Genomic DNA, 16,824 nt, shown 5'->3' on the forward strand with positions numbered 1-16,824 from the left:
AGCCACCGATGCAGGGGGCGTCCGCAAGGGCGACAGCGTGAGGTGTCACGACCGACAACGGACCCCGTGACCGAGGATCCCGAATACGACACCGATTTTCGCGCCCACCCCGAGGAGTACGAGATCGGTCGCGGCGAGGAGGGCGTCTTGCAACCACCTTTTGCTACGCTCGCTCGTCGGCCTCGCCGACTCGCTCGCTGGCAAAAGCGCGGCGCGCTCCCGCTGGTCGCGCTTGCGCCCGCTCGCTCGTTTCACTCGCTCGCGGTGGAGGCGGGTGACGAACCATGGAGGGGAAGCGAGCAATGACGGAGGGTCCCGAGTACGATATCGACTTCCGTGCCCACCCCGAGGAGTACGGGATCGGTCGCGGCGAGGAGGGTGTGTTCAAGATCCAGCCGTACAAGGACGAACTCCTGCCGCTGTGGGGCTATGTGGACCGTGAGGCCGCGGACGAGTCGGGCGAAGCCATCTACGAGCGGTATCGAGAATACCGGGAGAACGAGGAGTTTCCGGGCATGGACATGGCGCGGAAGTACCTCCGGATGGGATACACCCGGTCGATGCGATACGCCCGATATCCTGGCGGGCAGAAGTACGTCGATAGCGAGGCGCGTTGCGCCTCGGATGACGAGCGGGCGAAGCCCGCGAGCAGCGGTGAGGAGCGCGATCCCGAACACTGGGCCGACCACGACAAGCGCGAGGCCGCGCTCGTCTACGAGGTCTGGCAAGAGATAGTGGAAAACGACGACGAATATCAGCGGCTGAAAAACGAACACCGAGAGCAACACCGGTGAACGGAGCGACGACGGAGCGAACTCAGAGCCATTCACGTCCGGTTTTCTGTAATCCGACGACCTCTTCGTGGGGATAGAGTCTCGACATACGGTCGATGATGTCCGCGACCTCCGTTGCGGACACGGTATCGTCCGCGAAGAAAAGTGCTGCTCGATACCGATTCGGTGGCACGTCTTCGACGAAGTCGTCGTGAGTCACGATGGTTCGATCGGCGTCGAGCGAGTAGCGGGCGATCGTCTCGTCGCTGGTTCCCTTTCCGAGCCACGAGACGGTATCGACGTGTTCGACGTCGTGGCCGTCGGCTGTGAGCCGGTGGAGCACTTCGTGTTCGATGTTCTCATCGAGAAGCAGTCAATACCCCATTTCGCGCTACTCGTCCGGCGGTGAGAGGGTCGTCATCTCCTCGGCGTTTTCGATGGCTCGTTCGCGGTCGCGCTCGACGCGACGCATCTCTGCCGGGTTGTTGTGGTAGTACGCGAGCGCCGCGTACACGTCGGCGAGATCGAGGTCGTATCGGTCGGCGACGGTTTCGGGCCGGAGATCGCACTCCTCGACTTGGCTGCGCACGTATCGCACCGTGATCCGACTGCCGTCGATGTGGGGTTCGTCGTGAACGTCGGACTCGTCGCCCGAGACGATCCCGTGCATCGCGACGACGCTCATATCCCACGGTAGGTTCCCACCAGGCAATAAACTCTCGCCCGTTCAGCCCAGCCGAATCGGGTCGTCGCTCGGGCGAAACTCCACCGTGACCTGCTCGCCGCAGGCGAACTCGACGTCAGGACAGACGAGCTTCGCACCGAAATCGGCCTCGCGGCCGCAGAACAGCGAGAGTCCGGAGATTGGCTCGCCGTTGGCGAGCACGTCGAGCGGGCCCCACGTCACGTCGCGACCGGTCGTGCGACCCACCTGATGGTCGAGCAGGGACACCGAGCCGCCGCGTTCGCGGTGCTCCCCAGCGGCCAGCACACCGCCGCCCGCGTAGTGGACGAGGCCGCCATCGAGCACTCCGCCCCCGTCGGCCGCGATCCCGACGTATCGCTCGCCGGGCGCGGGATGCGTCGGCGCATCGAGCACGGCATAAGTCTCGCCCGAGTCGACGACCGTGCCGGTGCCGTTCCAGTCGAGGCCCGCGATCGGGACGTCGACCCCGATCGGGAGCGACCCGTTCGCCCGGTACGGGTTCGCGTCCGGCGAGCGAAATTCGAGGTGGACGTGGTTGTCGACCCACGGCGCGAAAAAGCCCGCGCGGACGAGCCGGCCGAGCGGGTCGCCGACGACGATCGAATCGCCCGTCGAGACGGAAGGCTCGACGTGGAGGAGCCTGGCGACGTGGTCACCGGTGTCGACGAGGACGAGGTGATCGTCGGCCTCGGCGTGGGATTTCGGCGGAGCGCGCACAATCCGAATATCGAGCACCCGCCCCGCGACTGGCGACGGCGCGATCGAGGGGTCGTCGTCGGTCGCGGGCCCGAGCCCCGGATCGGGGTAGAGGTCGATCGCGTGCCCTCGCTCGTGAGCGACGTAGGGAGAGTTGTACAGCGAGAAGCGTCGATACCGGGAGAGGACGTCAGCACCGATCGAGACGGCCATTGAGGAGACGACGAAGCGCGGGCGTTTAGCCCCGTCGGCCCCTTCTACCACTATGCGCGTCTTCGAGGAGCGGGCGGCCGACATCGACGCCGACCGCGAGCGGACCCGCGAACTGTTCGCACACACCGCCGCGACCGGCGAGCCGACGGTGCGCGCGTGGACGCCCCACCGCCAGATCGCGTTCGGGCGGCGCGACACCCGTGCCGACGGGTACGACCGGGCGCGCGAGGCGGCCGAAGCACACGAGTTCCCTCCTGTCGAGCGCGAGGTCGGCGGGCGCGCGGTCGCGTACACCGGATCGACGGTGGCGTTCGCCCGAACCGAACCCGCCGAAGGGCGGAACATCCAGCAGCGATACGCCCGCGCGACGGCCGACCTCCAGGGCGCGTTCGACCGACTCGGAGTCGAGGCGCGCGAGGGCGAACCCCCCGAGTCGTTCTGTCCGGGATCGCACTCGCTCCAGGCCGACGGCAAGATCGCGGGGCTCGCCCAGCGCGTGACGGGCGACGCCGCGCTCGTCGCGGGGATCGTCGTGACCCGCGACGCCGCGGCGATGGCGAGGGTGCTCGAACCGATCTACGACGCGCTCGACGTGGCGTTCGATCCCGACTCGATCGGGAGTGTCTCACGCGCCGACGGCGACGCCGACCCCGAGACCGTCGCCCGCACGATCGAGCAGGCACTCGTCGCAGGCTACCGAGATGGCGACGACGGATCGGCAGCGGACGCGACCGACGACCGGGACGCTTAGGCCCGCGGGCGGTCGAGCCACGCCATGCTCATCGCGAACGCGACGCTCGCCGACGGCCGCCGGCGCGACGTCCGAGTGGAGGGCGAGCGGATCGCCGCCGTCGAGCGCCGACTGTCGGCCGATGGCGACGAAACCACGATCGACGCCGCCGGGAAGCTCCTGCTGCCGGGGATGATCGACGCTCACGTCCACTTCCGTGAGCCAGGCTTCCCGCACAAAGAGACGTGGGCGAGCGGGAGCCGGGCGGCAGCAGCCGGCGGCGTCACCACGGTCGTGGACCAGCCGAACACCCAACCGCCGACAGTCACGGGCGAGGCGTTCGACGAGAAGGCCACCTGTGCGACGGGCTCACTCGTCGATTTCGGCATCAACGGCGGCGTCACATCCGACTGGCGGTCCGACGAACTGTTCGATCGGCCCCTGTTCGCGCTCGGCGAGGTCTTCCTCGCGGACTCCACAGGGAAGTTGGGTATCGACGCCGATCTGTTCGCCGAGAGCGTTGCGGCCGCGACCGGGCACGGCGTTCCCGTCACCGTCCACGCCGAGGACGCGACGCGGTTCGATGCGAGCGCCGAAGACCGGGCGGACGCCGACGCGTGGAGCGCGTTCCGGACCCCGGAGGCCGAGCGAGCGGCGGTCGAGCGCGCCTGCGAGGTCGGCCGCGCAGCCGGCGCACAGCTCCACATCGCCCATACGAGCACGCCGGAGGGCATCGATGTCGCGAGCGAGGCGGGGATGACCTGTGAAGTGACCCCGCACCACCTCCTGCTCTCGCGCGACGATCTCGACGACCTCGGTACTCTCGGTCGGATGAATCCACCGCTGCGGAGCGAGCACAGGAGGGAGGAGGTGTACGAGCGCGTCGTCGATGGGACGGTCGACCTGATCGCGACCGATCACGCGCCCCACACCCGCGAGGAGAAGGACGCGGGGATCTGGGACGCTCCCAGTGGTGTGCCGGGCGTCGAGACCGCGCTGCCGCTGCTGCTCGCGGAAGCCCATGCGGGCCGGCTCGACTACGAGCGAGTGCGCGATCTCACGGCCACGAACCCCGCCGCGGTGTTCGACCTCCCACGGAAGGGACGGGTCGAAGTCGGGAGGGACGCCGATCTCGTGCTCGTCGATCCCGACACGACCCGCGAGATACGCGGCGAGGAGCTGGCGACGGACTGTGGATGGACGCCGTTCGAGGGATGGGGGGGCGTGTTCCCGGAGTGGACGATGGTGCGCGGCGAGACGGTCTACGAGCGTACCGACGGCGAGGAGCGATTCGGTACAGCGATCGGCGAGAACGTCCGGTCACGTCAGTAGCGCCGTCGCGACGCTCACACCGACCATCACGCCCGCGCCGAACCCGACCAGCCGAGCCATCGCGCGCCGTGAATCCTGCTCGGTCCAGTCGGTATCGGTGTCGAGGTGGCTCTGGAGGGTTTCGACGGCGCTGCCGGCGAGCACCGAGCCCGACCAGCCGAGCACCGCGAACCCGAGCACCAGCGCGCCGACCGCGAAGGTCTGCGTGCTGGCGAACTCGGGAGTACGAACGGTAGCGAGAGCGAGGAGGGCGAGCGCGCCCGCGACGACCCCGACCGCGCCCGCCGTAGCGAGCAGTCGGATTCGCGGGCGGAGCCACGCACCGAGTGCCACGGGTCAGTCGATGGCCTCGCGCATCCGCGGGTCGAGCGCGTCGCGCATCCCGTCACCGAGGAGATTGAACCCCAGGACGGTGATCGCGAGAAACAGGCCCGGGAAGAACGACCACCACCACTGGCCGGTCAGGAGGCCCTGTTCGACGCCGTTGGAGAGCATCAGTCCCCACGAGGGGGTGCCGGTTGGCGCACCGAACCCGAGGAACGACAGCGCGGCGAGGTCGATGATCGCGAGCCCGAAGTTCAGCGTGCTCTGGACGGTGATAGGGGCGAGACAGTTCGGAAGGATGTGCCGGACGATCACCCGAGGATCGGTCGCGCCGAGCGCCACCGTCGCGTCGACGTACTCGTCCTCCAGAACCGCGAGCGCCGCTCCGCGGATCACCCGGGCGAACCGGGGCGTGTAGACCAGGGTGAGCGCGGCGACCGCGCGCCAGAGCCCGAGATCGTCGGGGAAGATGGCGACCAGCGCGAGCGCGAGCAGCAGGGAGGGAAAGGCGAGCAGCACGTCCATCGTCCGCATCACGATGTTGTCGGTGACGTCACCGAAGTACGCCGCGACGATTCCGAGCCCGACGCCCGCGACGGTCGAGACCGCGACGGTGATCGTGCCGTAGAGCATGGCGTACCACGCGCCGTAGAGCACCCGCGGGAAGATGTCGCGCGCCTGGCCGTCGGTGCCGAACGGGTAGTCGAGGAAGCCGACCGTCGTGGTCGTCGCTCCGTCGCCGAACAGCTGCACCCACCAGCCCGGGGCTTGCCGCGGCGGGTTCTGGCCGAACTGGGTGAGCGAGATGGTCCCCAGATCGAGGAACAGCCGCGCGTAGATCGCGACCGCCGTCATCCCGAACACGATGACGAGGCCGGCGAGGGCGAGCCGATTCGAGAGGAGATCCGAGAGGAACGGCGACGCCCGGAGGCGATCGAAGATCCCGCGCGTACGGCCGCTGCCCATCTCCGTTTCGGTACTCATCGTCGTGCCTCCGAACTGTGGTTCATTGTTGGATCCTCGGATCGAGCGCCGAGTAGGCGATGTCGACCCCGAGGTTCACCAGGGTGAACAGGAACGCGAACACCAACACCGTGCCCTGAACCACGGGGTAGTCGCGGACGTTGATCGCTTCCACCAGCAGCGTCCCGATCCCACCGATCGCGAAGACGGTCTCCGTGAGGACCGCTCCGCCGAGGAGCGAGCCGAACTGGATGCCGATCACCGTAATGACCGGAATGAGCGCGTTCCGGAGACCGTGTTTCATCAGCGTGATCTTCGCGCCCTGGCCCTTCGCCCGGGCGGTCCGGATGTAGTCCTGGCGGATGACTTCGAGCATCGACGATCGCATCATCCGCGAGATCAGCGCCATCGAGTAGATGCCGATCGTCGCCGCGGGCAGGATCATGTGACTGACCGCCGAGAAGAAGGCGGCGAAGTTGCTCACTGCGAACCCGCTCGCGAGGGTAGCCTGAATTCCCTGAACGAACGTATCGACCGTGATGAGCCCGGTGATCCCTTCGATCGCGAACCGCTGGGCGTCGATCCGACCGCTCGTCGGCAGCCACCCGAGGATCTGGGCGAACAGGAGGATCACGAGCGGGCCGCTCCAGAAGATCGGGATACTGATGCCCGAGAGAGCGCCCACGCGAGTGAGGTGGTCGGTGAGAGTGTCCTGTTTCACCGCGCTGATGATCCCGAAGGGAATGCCGAGCAGGATGCCGATGAGCTGGCCGTAGAGCGCGAGTTCGAGCGTGATCGGCAGCTTGTTCACGAGGATCGTCCGCACCGGCGTGCCGCGCTGGACGGTGTACGAATCCCCGAGATCGAGCTGGACCGTCTCCACGAGAAAGCGGCCGTACTGCACCCAGATCGGATCGTTGAGCCCGAGCTCGCGCTCGATCTGTCGCACGAACTCCTCGGAGGCACGCTGGCCGGCGATCGCGCGCGCCGGGTTGCCGGGCGAGAGCTGGAGGATCGCGAAGACCAGCGTCGCGACCCCAAAGAGTACCGGGACGAGGAGCAACAGCCGCTTCGCGATGAACCGCATCGAGACCATTACGCCGAACCCTGCACGGCAGCCCTAAAAGGCTCTCGTTCACTATCGGCCGATTTCGGTAGTTTGAGACGTTCAGCGTCGCTCATAGCGTGACCGGATGGTGTGACAGTGCGGCGGCGCGGCGGCGGAGCGGGCTACCCGTCGAGCGTGACGAGGTTGAGGTAGGGACCGCCGATCGCCGCGACCGTGTAGTTCGACACCCGACTTGCGACCCCGCGGAGCTCCTGTGCGTGGTCGAGGTACACCCACGGTGCCTCGTCGTGGGCGATCTGCATCGCCTGGGTGTACTTCTCCTTCCGGGTCGCCTCGTCGTAGGTCGCCTGACCCTCCTCAACGAGCGTCATGTACTCGCGGTTCGCCCACGCCGCCCGGTTCGAGGTGTTGTACCCCTCGGTGTCGAAGCTGACCCAGTCCTGACCCTCGGTGAGCTCGCTGTCCTCGACCTGCGGGTGCAGCAGGACGTACGCGAAGTTGTCCGGGTCGGCGTTATCGGTGTACCATCCGAGGAAGCAGGCGTCGTGTTGGCCCTCGGCAGTGTAGGTGAGGAACGGATCGAACGACTGCTGGTTGATCGTGACTTCGATCCCGATCTCCGAGAGGTTCGACTTCACGGTTTGGGCGGTCGGCAGCGGCGAGGGGTTGTACCCGCGCGGGTTCTGGAACGTCGCGAGTTCAAAGGAGAACCCGTCGCCGTAGCCCGCCTCCTCCAGCAGCGACTGGGCCTGCTCGAGGTCGCGGGGGTACGGTTCGAGCTCCTCGTTGTGGCCGAGCACGTTCGGCGGCAGCGGCTGGGCGGCCTGATCGGCAAAGCCGGCGTAGATGTTTTCGACGATCGCCTGGGTGTCGATGGCGTAGCTGATCGCCTGGCGCACCTGCTTGCTCTGGAACTCCTCGACGTTCATGTTGAACGCCATGTACCCGGTGTTGATGCCCTCGACCGACCGGAGTTCGGCGCTGTCGGCGCTCTCGACCTGTTGGGAGGCCTGCGCGCCGAGCCCGTCGGCGATGTCGACTTCGCCGCTGGTGAGCGACTGGGCGCGCGTGGAGTTCTGGCCGATGGTCTCGAAGACAACCTCCGACACCTGTGGTCCCTCGCCCCAGTAGTCGTCGTACGCCGACAGCCGGACGACACCCTGGCCGTCGTTCAGGTTCTCGAGTTGGAACGGTCCCGTTCCGGCGGGCTGGTTGCTGAGGTCGACGTTCTCGTCCTCGATCGCGGCCTTCGAGTGGATCGCCGCCGCAAAGATCGCGAGGTTGCGCAGGAAGGGGGCGTACTTCTGGGTCAGCGAGATCGTCATGCTGTAGTCGCCGTCGGTCGAGATCTCGTCGATCCAGCTGCCGAAGGTGAACGGCCCGTACGCCGACACGTAGTCGTCGCCCGCGTAGTACTGGTACTCGGCGTCGGTGAAGCGGCGGAACGTGGCGACGAAGTCCTCGGCGGTGAACTCCTCGCCGTTGTGGAAGGTCACGCCCTCGCGGAGCGTCAGCGTGGCCTCCTGGCCTTCGAGGCTGTAGTCGGTCGCCAGCTCCTCGGTCAGCGTGGCCTCGCCCGGCACGAACCCGATCAGCGAGTCGTACATCTGCTCGGTGACCTTCGCGACCTCGCCGCTGGTCGAGTTCTGGAAGTCGAGCGTCGAGGAGTGGCTGCCGCGGGCGTAAACGAGCGTCCCGCCGCTGCCGCCACCGCTCTCGTTGCCGGCGGACTCGTTGCCGCCGGATTCGTTGCCACCGCCGCTGGTCTCGGTGTCGGCACCACCGGTCTCGGTGCCGCCGTCGGAGCCGTTGGCCCCACCGCCCCCGCTATCGCCACCGCCGGTGTCGCCGCCGGAATCGTTTCCACCACTGCCGTCGCCGCCACCGAGACAGCCCGCGACCGCCGCCGCGGCCGCCGCGCCGCCGGCGGCCTTCAGGAAGGAGCGCCTGTCAGCATCATCATCGAATGACATAGACGGTACTGACGAGACGAGGACAATAAGGCTACCGGAAAAATTTGCGCGGGACCGGTGCTACGTGCCCGGGTCGTCGGGCTGGTCGTAGAGGTGACACGCCGCCGGGTGCGCCTCGTCCTGGAGCGCGGGGCGCTGACGTTCACAGACGCTCTCGAAGCGCTCGCGGAGGACGTCCGCGGCCTCGTCGAACTCCTCGTCGACGACGTACTCGAAGGAGGTCTCGACGGTCGCGCGCGATTCGGCGTCGAGCCCGTCGTCGTGGTCGAAGAAGTGGGTCCATAGTGTGCGCTTCGCGTCGTCCATCCCGCCGTCGGTCGCCACCGCCTCGGCCGTCCGGGTGTCGGCCTCCGCCCGGATCGACTCGACGGAGATCGCGCGGTCCTCGACGCGCTCGCGGTAGTCCATCACCTCGCGGTACGCCTCCTGGGAGACGTCGATGCCATCGGGCGGGATCACCGACGGACATCGGGTCCGGAACCGACAGCCCGAGGGCGGATCGATCGGGCTCGGGACGTCGCCTTCGAGCGCAACGCGGTCGCTCGCGGCCGCCGGATCGGGTTCGGGGATCGCCGAGAGTAGGGCCCTGGTGTAGGGGTGTTTGGGATCGGCGAACAGCTCTTCGGTCCCGGCGACCTCGACGATCTCGCCGAGGTACATCACCGCGACGCGATCGCAGATGTGGCGGACGACCGAGAGGTCGTGCGCGATGAAGAGGAACGTGAGCCCGAACTCCTCCTGGAGGTCTTCGAGGAGATTGAGGATCTGGGCCTGCACGGAGACGTCGAGCGCGCTCACGGGCTCGTCGCAGACGATGAACTCGGGATCGACCGCGAGCGCGCGCGCGATCCCGACGCGCTGGCGCTGGCCGCCCGAGAGCTCGTGGGGGTATCGGTCGTACTGGCCGACTTCGAGCCCGACCGCCTCGATGAGCTCCTCGACCCGGTCGCGGCGTCGCTGTCTGTCCGAGCGGTCGTCGTCCGACTCGGCTGCGGGGAGGTCGTGGATCGTGAGGGGCTCGGCGATGGTCGCGCCCACCGTCATCCGGGGATCGAGGCTGCTCATCGGGTCCTGGAAGATCATCTGCATGTCGCGGCGCTTCGCTCGGAGCCCGTCCTTGTCGAGGTCGCCGAGATCCTCGCCCGCGAACACCACTCGGCCGTCGGTGGGTTCGAGCAGCCGGAGGAGCGTCCGTCCCGTCGTCGACTTGCCACAGCCCGACTCGCCGACGAGGCCGAGGGTCTCGCCCTCGTACACCTCGAAGTCGACGCCGTCGACCGCGCGTACCGGTTTCTGCTCGCGCGCGAGCCACGAATCGAGCAGGTCGTCGGCCTGCGAGAAGTGCTTTTTGAGGCCGTCGACAGCCAGCAGCGGCTCCTCGGTCGTTCCCTGGGTGGAAACGGGCTCGCTCGTGGCCACCGCCCCCTCTTCGTCGCCGTACTCGCTCGTATCGAAGTCCTCCAGGATACATTTCGAACGGTGGTCGACGTCGTCGGGACCGTGCTGGAGATACGGGATCTCGCCCTCGCGGCACTCGGGCTGGGCCCACGGGCATCGTGGCGCGAAGTGACAGCCGTCGGGGAGGTCGACGAGGTCGGGAACGTTGCCCTCGATCGGGGTCAGCCGGTCGGTGTCCTCGCGGGGGATGGATTCGAGCAGGGTGTAGGTGTACGGATGCGAGGGGTTGGCGAAGATCTCCTCGACGGGGCCCTCCTCGACGATCTCGCCAGCGTACATCACCGCGACCCGATCCGCAGTTTCGGCGATCACGCCGAGGTCGTGGGTGATGAAGAGGACGGACATCCCGTACTCGTCCTGGAGGTCGTTGATGAGATCCAAAATTTGAGCCTGGATCGTGACGTCGAGTGCGGTGGTGGGCTCGTCCGCGATCAGGAGCTGAGGGCGACAGGCGAGCGCGATCGCGATCAACACTCGTTGACGCATCCCGCCCGAGAACTCGTGGGGGTACTCGTCGACCCGCGCGGCGGGTTCGGGGATGCCGACCTCCGCGAGCATCTCGATCGTGTCCTCCAGGATCGCGTCGTCGATATCGGATCCGGTCTTGGGGAGAATTTCGCGGACCGCGTTGAGCCACGAGTCCTTCTTCCGGCCGCCGTACTGGTGGAGCCGCAGGCTCTCCGCGACCTGCTCGCCCACGGGGACGGCGGGGTTGAGCGAGGTCATCGGATCCTGGAAGATCATGCTCATCTCGCCGCCTCGTACGGTTCGCATGGCGTCCTCCGGCGCGCGGGTCAGATCGACGGTCCCCGCCTCGGGGTCCGCGAACTCGCCCCGGTACTCGTCGGCGAACGAGCGTGCGAGGTCCTCGTCGTGAAACTCGACCGTCCCGTCGGCCACGCGACCGGGATCGTCGACGAGGCCCATCGCCGAGAGCGCCGTCACCGACTTGCCCGACCCCGACTCGCCGACGAGGCCCACGGTCTCGCCCGGTTCGATGGTGAGATCGAGTCCGTCGACCGCCTTCACCGCCCCCCGCTCGGTGGCGAACTCGGTCCGCAGGCCCGCAATCGAGAGTAGATCGCTCACGCCGGGGGTTCGGAATCGTGGTATAAAGGTTTGCCGCAACCGAAAGGAACCCTTTTGCCGCTCACCGCCCCGACACGGGGTATGTCCGAGCACAACCCGTTCGATCGGGTCGTCGAACCGTGGGAGGCGGTCATGGAAGACATGGAAGCCACGGCCACGGAGTACCGCGAGGCGGGCTGGGAGGTCCTCGAACTCCATCCCGGCGACGTCACCGTTCTGGACGACGAGCGCTACGGGCTCGACGTCCTGGTGCCCGGCGACGAGTACGAGCGCCTCACCGACCTCGCCGCGGCGGGGACGTTCGATTCCTACGAGGTGTACCGCGCCGACGAGTCGGGGATCGCCTTCGTGCTCGCGGTGCTCGAAGACCCGGACAGCGAGCAGGCGGTGTGCTGTCCGGCGTACTACGAGGAGAGCGAGGCCGACGGGATGGCACGCCGGGCGCACGAGGAGGGTCGGATGTACACCCACATCCGCCCGCTCGCGAACGACGAGGCCGTGACGTTCGCCTACGAGGACCCCGATCTGTTCTTCACCGACTGAACCGTCACCCGGACGGGCTCGGGTCGGCCTCGGTCTCGTCCATTTCGACCCCGTCCGCGGTCGACTCGTCGGCGTCGCCCGGCTCGAACGACTCCCCGCAGTGGGGACAGGTGAGGTCGTCGTGGCGCAGCGCCGCACTCTGGATGCGGACCTCGCGCATCGTGCTCGAAATCCGCTCTTCGGCCGCCAGCTCGTCCTCGACAGCGAGATCGACGCCCTCCACTTCGAGGAGGAACTTCGCCACCTCGGTCGCCTCGTACATCACGTCGTCGAGCCCCTCGGCGGTGAAGAAATCGCTCATCGCGCCGTAGAGGAAGGTCGCACCGGCCATCCGGACCTTCTCCTCGAAGGCGGCCCGGGCCTGGTTCACCGCCTGGGGCGTGTAGGTGTCGGTCATGAACGGGACGAGCTCGGGGAGATGCTCGCCGATCTTGGTCATCTCGACGCCGGTCTCGGTGCGGAAGTCGGCACACAGCCGCGCGATCGCCCACTCGCGCGCGGTGATGTACGTCCGGTCGCGCAGGAACTCGTTGGCGCGATCGTAGCGCGCGCCGTCCATCTTCGCGAACCGCTCGTACTTCCGAACATCCGCCGGGATCGACGGCTCCGCCGACCGGGAGGGGTCGTCGCCGGCGGTCGCCGCGTCGGTGGCCGGTTCGTCGGTCGCTGTGTCGGCAGTCGATTCGCCGGCCGCTGTGTCGGTGGTCGGTTCGTCGGTCGTCAGTTCGTCGGTGGTCGATTCGTCCGTGACCGATTCGTCGGTGGTCGCACCGCGAGACTCGCCGTCGGGCGATCCGTCGGCAGGCTCGTCGTCGGAGGGATCGCCGTTCGCCGGATCGTCGTTCGAGGAGTGCTCGTCGATCCGCTCGGCGGACCGGTCGTCGGCTCCGTCGACGTCGGGGGGATCGTCCGCGCGCTCGCCGTCGTCGCGCGAGCGATCGGGAGAAGCGGAGTCGTCGGTCATCGCCGGGAGTGCGGCCGGGGCGCGAAAAAGCGTGTCGGCGGCGGCGCGCGCTGCGGAGGCGGGCGCAACGGTTTTGCCCCGAGGCCGCCACGCGCGGGTATGAACGTCCTGGTGGGGATCGACGGGAGCGAGCACGCGTTCGCGGCGTTCGAGCGCATCCTCGCGCGGATCGGAGAGACCGGCGACGAACTCACCGCGGCGGTCGTCGCTGGCGAGACCGATCATCCAGAAAGGGTCGAGCGCCGCGTGCGCGAGACGCTCGACGGTGCGGGGATCGAGGCCCCGATCCGCCGGATCGAGGGCCACGCCGGCGGGGGGTTGGTCGACCTCGCGGACGACGAGGGGTTCGATCGGCTCGTCGTCGGCGGCGGCGAGCGCACGCCGACGGGGAAAATTCGGTTGGGGCCCACCGCGGAGTTCGTCGTCCTGAACGCGGAGACCTCGGTCACGCTCGCGCGATGAGCCGGCCGTACCCCGACGAGCCCGTCGGCCCGTTCGAGCGCCCACCCGTGAGCTTCACCGACGCTCACGGCCGCGAGATCGAGATCTCGGTGTGTGACGAGGGCGAGTTCGCGGCGCTTGCCGAGATGTACGTCGCGTTCGATCCCGCCGACCGCGCTCAGGGCATCCCGCCGGCGAGCGAGGAGGCGATCGGCGAGTGGCTCGACGTCGTTCTCGGGTCGGGCCACGACGTGGTCGCGTACCACGGCGACGCGTGCGTGGGACACGCGACGCTCGTGGCCGACGGCGAAGGCACGTTCGAACTCGCCATCTTCGTGCTCGACACCCACCAGGCGGCCGGCATCGGCTCGCGACTGCTCTCGGCGCTCCTCGGTCACGCCGGCCGCGAGGGGGTCGAGCGGGTCTGGCTTACCGTCGAGCGGTGGAACCACGCCGCGATCGCGCTCTACCGGAAGGTGGGGTTCGAGACCGCAGACACCGAGAGCTTCGAGACCGAAATGGCGATCCGGCTGTAGACGCACACCGATAGTATGGTATGTGGGCACATTCCGAGGATTCAATAGCCGTCGGTCAACAGTTTCGTCATGGGGCCGTACCAGCAGTGTCCGTTCTGCGAGACGGTCGTCGAACTCGACTCCGACGACAAGGCCGCGCTTCGCAGACACATCCGGGTCGCCCATCCCGACGAGGACGAACGAACGACGGTACATCACGCGGCGTGAGCCGCGGGGGAGGAGCTCGACTTCGACCGGCATCGCTCATCGGCACACGACGGGGAACGCTGTCCTCGTCACAGGCCGAAACGTCGGTTCGAGCCGCCCACCGAGCGTTGAGCCGCTGCTGCGTCACGCCGTTCGTGGGTTCGATCGTCGCGTCGAGGGGGCGTTCGGCGCGGTGAGACGAGCGGTCACCGCGGACGTCCAACAGTCGTTCAGACGGAGAGGACGGGTTCGGTGGCGTACTGGAGGACGTACTCCGCCGCGCGGCCGAGGAGATCGTTCGCCTCGCCACCTGGCTCGCGCGCGATCACGACGAAGTCCACCTCGGCGTCCGCGGCGGCGTCGAGCACCACGCTCCCCGGGTGGCGGGACTTCATCGTCGGCGAGAACCCGTACGCAGAAGAGTGGGTCAGATCGACGCGGTCGGCCGCGACGTCGCGGGCGGCGTCCATGAACCCCTCGCTCGTGGCGGCGATCGCGGCGTCGTCGGGGTCGTCGGCCGTCGTGCCGCGGACGGTCTCGGGGTCGAGCACGTACAGCGCGTGAACGCGGGCTTGGTAGCGCTCGGCGACCGCGACCGCGTACTCGACGGCGTGCATCGACTCGTCGCTGCCGTCGACCGGGACGAGCACGGTCGTCACGTCGAACGGATCGGTGTCGTGCGGCGCGTCGGCGACCGAGCCATCCGAACCGCGCTCGCGGTCGGCTGCGGCGTCCATACGCGGACGTCGCGGGCCCGGCCCAAAAACGCTCCCCTCGGGTCGGCGGTCGGCTTCGAGACCGACGACGGGACGACGCGCTCGCCGAACGCCCGGACCGATGTCGACGGCGACGGAAGTACCGGGGGATTTACCATGACACACGACGGGTGGTGTGGCATGGAGTGCGCGCTCGCCGTCGTCGAGGGAACCGAGGAGACGAAACGGCTCGTTCGGGAGGCCGGCGAACTGGCTGCGGGCGTCGGGGCCGAGCTGGTGCTGTTGCACGTCACCACCGAGGAGGAGTTCAGCGATCGCGCGAACACGCTCGCGAGCATCCCGAACTACGACGCGGAGTACAGCGTGGACCAGGCGCGCGAGGGCGCGCGCCAGTTCGCCGACGACATCGGCCGCGAGGTCTTCGAGGGGCTCGACGTCGAGTACGAGGCCCTCGGCGCGCTCGGCGACAAGCGCGAAACCATCCTCGACATCGCCGAAGAGCGCGGCTGCGATCACCTCTTCATCAGCGGGCGGAAGCGCTCGCCCACCGGGAAGGCGCTGTTCGGCGACCTCACCCAGTCGGTGATCCTGGAGTTCGACGGCGCGGTGACGGTCACCACCGTTTAAGCCCCGCGGCCGGATAGCCGACATATGATCGACACCGTCGTGCTCGCCACGGACGGCTCGGCGAGCGTCGCCAGGGCGACCGCCGTCGCGCTCGACCTCGCGCGCCGGTTCGGGGCCGAGGTCCACGCGCTGTACGTCGTCGAGGAGAGCGACGTCGCCGCCGCGCCCGACGACGTCCGCGAACGCCTCCGCGAAGCGCTCGAAGCCGACGGCGAGACCGCGCTCGAAGACGTCCGCGGGGCGAGCGGCCGGGCGATCACGACCGCGGTCCGCGAGGGCCGACCCGCGAGCGAGATCGGGACGTACGCGCGCGAACACGACGCCGACCTCGTGGCGACCGGGACACGCGGCCGCCACGGCGAACACCGGTTCGTCCTCGGGAGCGTCGCCGAGGCCGTCGTCCGGAGCTGTCCAGTCCCCGTCCTCACCGTGCGCCAGCTCGACGCCACATAGCGCGGTCGCTGGCGGGGTGGTACATCCGTCGCCCGGCGGACCGAGGGGTTCTTCGGCCACCGTAGCGTGAGGCGGGCATGAACGACCGACTCATCGACGACGACCGTCTCGACCTCGCCCGGAAATCCGTCCTCCCCGGCGAGGGCTTTTTCTACCCCGACTCGCTCGACGCCGAGCGGGCCGATCGGGAGGTACAGGAAGCGCTCGCGGGGGCCGACACCGTCGTGCTCGCCGATCCCGACGCGGACGGACTGGCCTGTGTCGCGCTACTCCGCGAGGCGTTCGGCGCTGGGGCGCTGGTACCGACCAGCCCCCACGACCTGAGCGACACGCTCGATCGGGTGGCCGATCACGTCGAGCCCGGCGCGCGGGTGTTCGTCTGTGATCTCTGTCCCGACGAGTACCGCTACATCGCCGGCCAGTTCGAGCGTCTGGTCGGGCGCGCGTCGAGCGTGCGCTGGTTCGATCACCACCAGTGGGCCGACGAGACCACAGAACGGGTTCGTGCGGCGGGAGCCGAACTCGTCGTTGGTGACTCGGACGAGGAGTGCTCGGCCGACGTGACGCTGGCCGCGCTCGATCACGAGTTCGATCCCCACTACGCGGAGCTCGCGGCCGTGACCCGCGATCACGACCTCTGGCTCCGCGAGGATCCTCGGAGTGATGACCTCGCCGACTTCGCGTACTGGAGCGATCCCGAGGAGTACGTGGAGATCGTCCGTGAGCACGGTCCCGATCTCCCGCCCGAGGTCGAGGAGTACCTCGCCGAGCAGCGCGTCGAGAAGGAGGCGTTGATCGAGCGCGCTGTCGAGCGGGCCGAAACCCACGAGATCGGCCCGTGGACGGTCGGCGTGACGTACGGCCGGTGCTCGCAGAACGAGGTCGCGGAGGCACTCCGTGGAGCCGGCACCGACGCCGCCGTGATCGTCAAACCATCGGGATCGGCGAGTATCCGCGGCACCGAGACCTTCGAGCGGTGTCACGAGGTCGCGGGCCAGGTCAACGGCGGCGGCCGATCCGAAGGCCGCGGGC

21 protein-coding genes are annotated in these 16,824 nt (G+C 68.4%); 11 read left to right on the forward strand and 10 right to left on the reverse strand.

All coding sequences use genetic code 11. The annotated features are described in order from the left end of the window. Positions 1-66: 66 nt before the first annotated feature. Both TX76_RS18295 and TX76_RS06800 read left to right on the forward strand, forming a co-directional pair. Positions 67-306: a hypothetical protein gene (locus TX76_RS18295; protein ID WP_228842328.1), complete on the forward strand. Its 240-nt coding sequence runs from the start codon at positions 67-69 to the stop codon at positions 304-306. After that, positions 303-794 (forward strand): DUF4385 family protein, encoded by a 492-nt coding sequence (locus TX76_RS06800; RefSeq protein WP_049900850.1) that lies wholly within the window; start codon positions 303-305, stop codon positions 792-794. Before TX76_RS18295 ends, TX76_RS06800 begins: the two co-directional genes overlap by 4 nt. 22 nt (positions 795-816) lie before the next feature. Here TX76_RS06800 and TX76_RS06805 read toward each other — a convergent pair whose 3' ends face one another. The 3 genes from TX76_RS06805 to TX76_RS06815 are packed head-to-tail and all read right to left on the reverse strand — an operon-like array spanning position 817 to position 2,388. Beyond that, positions 817-1,146, reverse strand: coding sequence for a DUF5615 family PIN-like protein (locus TX76_RS06805; RefSeq protein ID WP_267462361.1), 330 nt, complete (start codon positions 1,144-1,146; stop codon positions 817-819). 18 nt (positions 1,147-1,164) lie between these two features. Next, positions 1,165-1,458, reverse strand: coding sequence for a DUF433 domain-containing protein (locus tag TX76_RS06810; RefSeq protein WP_049900775.1), 294 nt, complete (start codon positions 1,456-1,458; stop codon positions 1,165-1,167). Between the two features lie 42 nt (positions 1,459-1,500). Continuing rightward, positions 1,501-2,388 carry a hypothetical protein gene (locus TX76_RS06815; RefSeq protein WP_049900780.1) on the reverse strand — a complete coding sequence of 296 codons (888 nt, stop codon included), beginning with the start codon at positions 2,386-2,388 and terminating at the stop codon, positions 1,501-1,503. Positions 2,389-2,440: 52 nt separating this feature from the next. On the opposite strand from TX76_RS06815, the gene TX76_RS06820 reads away from it, so the two are divergent. Together TX76_RS06820 and TX76_RS06825 are read left to right on the forward strand one after the other, a co-directional pair. After that, a complete protein-coding gene (locus tag TX76_RS06820) occupies positions 2,441-3,139 on the forward strand; it encodes a lipoate--protein ligase family protein (RefSeq protein ID WP_049900784.1) in 699 nt (232 codons plus the stop codon). A gap of 24 nt (positions 3,140-3,163) precedes the next feature. Beyond that, complete coding sequence (locus TX76_RS06825; protein ID WP_049900786.1) at positions 3,164-4,450, forward strand: dihydroorotase; 1,287 nt, start codon at positions 3,164-3,166, stop codon at positions 4,448-4,450. Here TX76_RS06825 and TX76_RS06830 read toward each other — a convergent pair. The 5 genes from TX76_RS06830 to TX76_RS06850 all read right to left on the reverse strand — a co-directional run bounded on the left by TX76_RS06830 (position 4,439) and on the right by TX76_RS06850 (position 11,326). Then, complete coding sequence (locus TX76_RS06830) at positions 4,439-4,783, reverse strand: DUF7268 family protein (RefSeq protein WP_049900788.1); 345 nt, start codon at positions 4,781-4,783, stop codon at positions 4,439-4,441. The two genes, TX76_RS06825 and TX76_RS06830, sit on opposite strands and share 12 nt — an antisense overlap. Before the next feature lie 3 nt (positions 4,784-4,786). Continuing rightward, positions 4,787-5,758, reverse strand: coding sequence for an ABC transporter permease (locus TX76_RS06835; RefSeq protein ID WP_049900791.1), 972 nt, complete (start codon positions 5,756-5,758; stop codon positions 4,787-4,789). A 22-nt stretch (positions 5,759-5,780) separates the two neighbouring features. Then, positions 5,781-6,833 (reverse strand): ABC transporter permease, encoded by a 1,053-nt coding sequence (locus TX76_RS06840; RefSeq protein ID WP_049900794.1) that lies wholly within the window; start codon positions 6,831-6,833, stop codon positions 5,781-5,783. Between the two features lie 134 nt (positions 6,834-6,967). Next, the gene (locus TX76_RS06845; protein ID WP_049900796.1) at positions 6,968-8,779 is read right to left on the reverse strand and encodes an ABC transporter substrate-binding protein; all 1,812 of its coding nucleotides are present in this window, start codon (positions 8,777-8,779) and stop codon (positions 6,968-6,970) included. 60 nt (positions 8,780-8,839) lie between these two features. Continuing rightward, the gene (locus TX76_RS06850) at positions 8,840-11,326 is read right to left on the reverse strand and encodes a dipeptide ABC transporter ATP-binding protein (RefSeq protein WP_049900799.1); all 2,487 of its coding nucleotides are present in this window, start codon (positions 11,324-11,326) and stop codon (positions 8,840-8,842) included. A gap of 81 nt (positions 11,327-11,407) precedes the next feature. Here TX76_RS06850 and TX76_RS06855 point away from each other — a divergent pair, with 81 nt between their 5' ends. Next, positions 11,408-11,869 carry a DUF7529 family protein gene (locus TX76_RS06855; RefSeq protein ID WP_049900802.1) on the forward strand — a complete coding sequence of 154 codons (462 nt, stop codon included), beginning with the start codon at positions 11,408-11,410 and terminating at the stop codon, positions 11,867-11,869. A gap of 4 nt (positions 11,870-11,873) precedes the next feature. On the opposite strand, the gene TX76_RS18635 is transcribed toward TX76_RS06855, so the two are convergent. Next, positions 11,874-12,833, reverse strand: coding sequence for a DUF5806 family protein (locus tag TX76_RS18635; RefSeq protein WP_079890768.1), 960 nt, complete (start codon positions 12,831-12,833; stop codon positions 11,874-11,876). A 99-nt stretch (positions 12,834-12,932) separates the two neighbouring features. On the opposite strand from TX76_RS18635, the gene TX76_RS06865 reads away from it, so the two are divergent. The 3 genes from TX76_RS06865 to TX76_RS17540 all read left to right on the forward strand — a co-directional run bounded on the left by TX76_RS06865 (position 12,933) and on the right by TX76_RS17540 (position 14,017). Next, positions 12,933-13,295 (forward strand): universal stress protein, encoded by a 363-nt coding sequence (locus TX76_RS06865; protein ID WP_049900804.1) that lies wholly within the window; start codon positions 12,933-12,935, stop codon positions 13,293-13,295. Beyond that, positions 13,292-13,810, forward strand: a complete 519-nt coding sequence (locus tag TX76_RS06870; RefSeq protein ID WP_049900807.1) for a GNAT family N-acetyltransferase — start codon at positions 13,292-13,294, stop codon at positions 13,808-13,810. Before TX76_RS06865 ends, TX76_RS06870 begins: the two co-directional genes overlap by 4 nt. A gap of 69 nt (positions 13,811-13,879) precedes the next feature. Beyond that, the gene (locus TX76_RS17540) at positions 13,880-14,017 is read left to right on the forward strand and encodes a hypothetical protein (RefSeq protein WP_154019026.1); all 138 of its coding nucleotides are present in this window, start codon (positions 13,880-13,882) and stop codon (positions 14,015-14,017) included. A 209-nt stretch (positions 14,018-14,226) separates the two neighbouring features. On the opposite strand, the gene TX76_RS06875 is transcribed toward TX76_RS17540, so the two are convergent. Next, a complete protein-coding gene (locus TX76_RS06875) occupies positions 14,227-14,733 on the reverse strand; it encodes a universal stress protein (RefSeq protein WP_079890769.1) in 507 nt (168 codons plus the stop codon). A gap of 159 nt (positions 14,734-14,892) precedes the next feature. On the opposite strand from TX76_RS06875, the gene TX76_RS06880 reads away from it, so the two are divergent. From TX76_RS06880 to TX76_RS06890, 3 genes are all read left to right on the forward strand, one after another. Further along, the gene (locus TX76_RS06880) at positions 14,893-15,339 is read left to right on the forward strand and encodes a universal stress protein (protein WP_049900810.1); all 447 of its coding nucleotides are present in this window, start codon (positions 14,893-14,895) and stop codon (positions 15,337-15,339) included. 24 nt (positions 15,340-15,363) lie between these two features. Then, positions 15,364-15,792 (forward strand): universal stress protein, encoded by a 429-nt coding sequence (locus TX76_RS06885; RefSeq protein ID WP_049900812.1) that lies wholly within the window; start codon positions 15,364-15,366, stop codon positions 15,790-15,792. A gap of 77 nt (positions 15,793-15,869) precedes the next feature. Further along, positions 15,870-16,824, forward strand: a 955-nt coding sequence (locus TX76_RS06890) for a DHH family phosphoesterase (protein WP_049900815.1), incomplete at its 3' end; no start/stop codon positions are given.

The sequence above is a fragment of the Halococcus agarilyticus genome, assembly GCF_000334895.1.
GTDB classification, from domain to species: Archaea; Halobacteriota; Halobacteria; order Halobacteriales; family Halococcaceae; genus Halococcus; species Halococcus agarilyticus.

What these genes read in the sequence shown, in the direction of transcription:
- TX76_RS06825 (WP_049900786.1), top strand. Translation starts at nt 3,164, where the DNA reads ATGCTCATCGCGAACGCGACGCTCGCCGACGGCCGCCGGCGCGACGTC.
- TX76_RS17540 (WP_154019026.1), top strand. Translation starts at nt 13,880, where the DNA reads ATGGGGCCGTACCAGCAGTGTCCGTTCTGCGAGACGGTCGTCGAACTC.
- TX76_RS06820 (WP_049900784.1), top strand. Translation starts at nt 2,441, where the DNA reads ATGCGCGTCTTCGAGGAGCGGGCGGCCGACATCGACGCCGACCGCGAG.
- TX76_RS06865 (WP_049900804.1), top strand. Translation starts at nt 12,933, where the DNA reads ATGAACGTCCTGGTGGGGATCGACGGGAGCGAGCACGCGTTCGCGGCG.
- TX76_RS06880 (WP_049900810.1), top strand. Translation starts at nt 14,893, where the DNA reads ATGGAGTGCGCGCTCGCCGTCGTCGAGGGAACCGAGGAGACGAAACGG.
- TX76_RS06845 (WP_049900796.1), bottom strand. Translation starts at nt 8,779, where the DNA reads ATGTCATTCGATGATGATGCTGACAGGCGCTCCTTCCTGAAGGCCGCC.
- TX76_RS06870 (WP_049900807.1), top strand. Translation starts at nt 13,292, where the DNA reads ATGAGCCGGCCGTACCCCGACGAGCCCGTCGGCCCGTTCGAGCGCCCA.
- TX76_RS06840 (WP_049900794.1), bottom strand. Translation starts at nt 6,833, where the DNA reads ATGGTCTCGATGCGGTTCATCGCGAAGCGGCTGTTGCTCCTCGTCCCG.
- TX76_RS06835 (WP_049900791.1), bottom strand. Translation starts at nt 5,758, where the DNA reads ATGAGTACCGAAACGGAGATGGGCAGCGGCCGTACGCGCGGGATCTTC.
- TX76_RS18635 (WP_079890768.1), bottom strand. Translation starts at nt 12,833, where the DNA reads ATGACCGACGACTCCGCTTCTCCCGATCGCTCGCGCGACGACGGCGAG.
- TX76_RS06810 (WP_049900775.1), bottom strand. Translation starts at nt 1,458, where the DNA reads ATGAGCGTCGTCGCGATGCACGGGATCGTCTCGGGCGACGAGTCCGAC.
- TX76_RS06815 (WP_049900780.1), bottom strand. Translation starts at nt 2,388, where the DNA reads ATGGCCGTCTCGATCGGTGCTGACGTCCTCTCCCGGTATCGACGCTTC.
- TX76_RS06800 (WP_049900850.1), top strand. Translation starts at nt 303, where the DNA reads ATGACGGAGGGTCCCGAGTACGATATCGACTTCCGTGCCCACCCCGAG.
- TX76_RS06875 (WP_079890769.1), bottom strand. Translation starts at nt 14,733, where the DNA reads ATGGACGCCGCAGCCGACCGCGAGCGCGGTTCGGATGGCTCGGTCGCC.
- TX76_RS06885 (WP_049900812.1), top strand. Translation starts at nt 15,364, where the DNA reads ATGATCGACACCGTCGTGCTCGCCACGGACGGCTCGGCGAGCGTCGCC.
- TX76_RS06855 (WP_049900802.1), top strand. Translation starts at nt 11,408, where the DNA reads ATGTCCGAGCACAACCCGTTCGATCGGGTCGTCGAACCGTGGGAGGCG.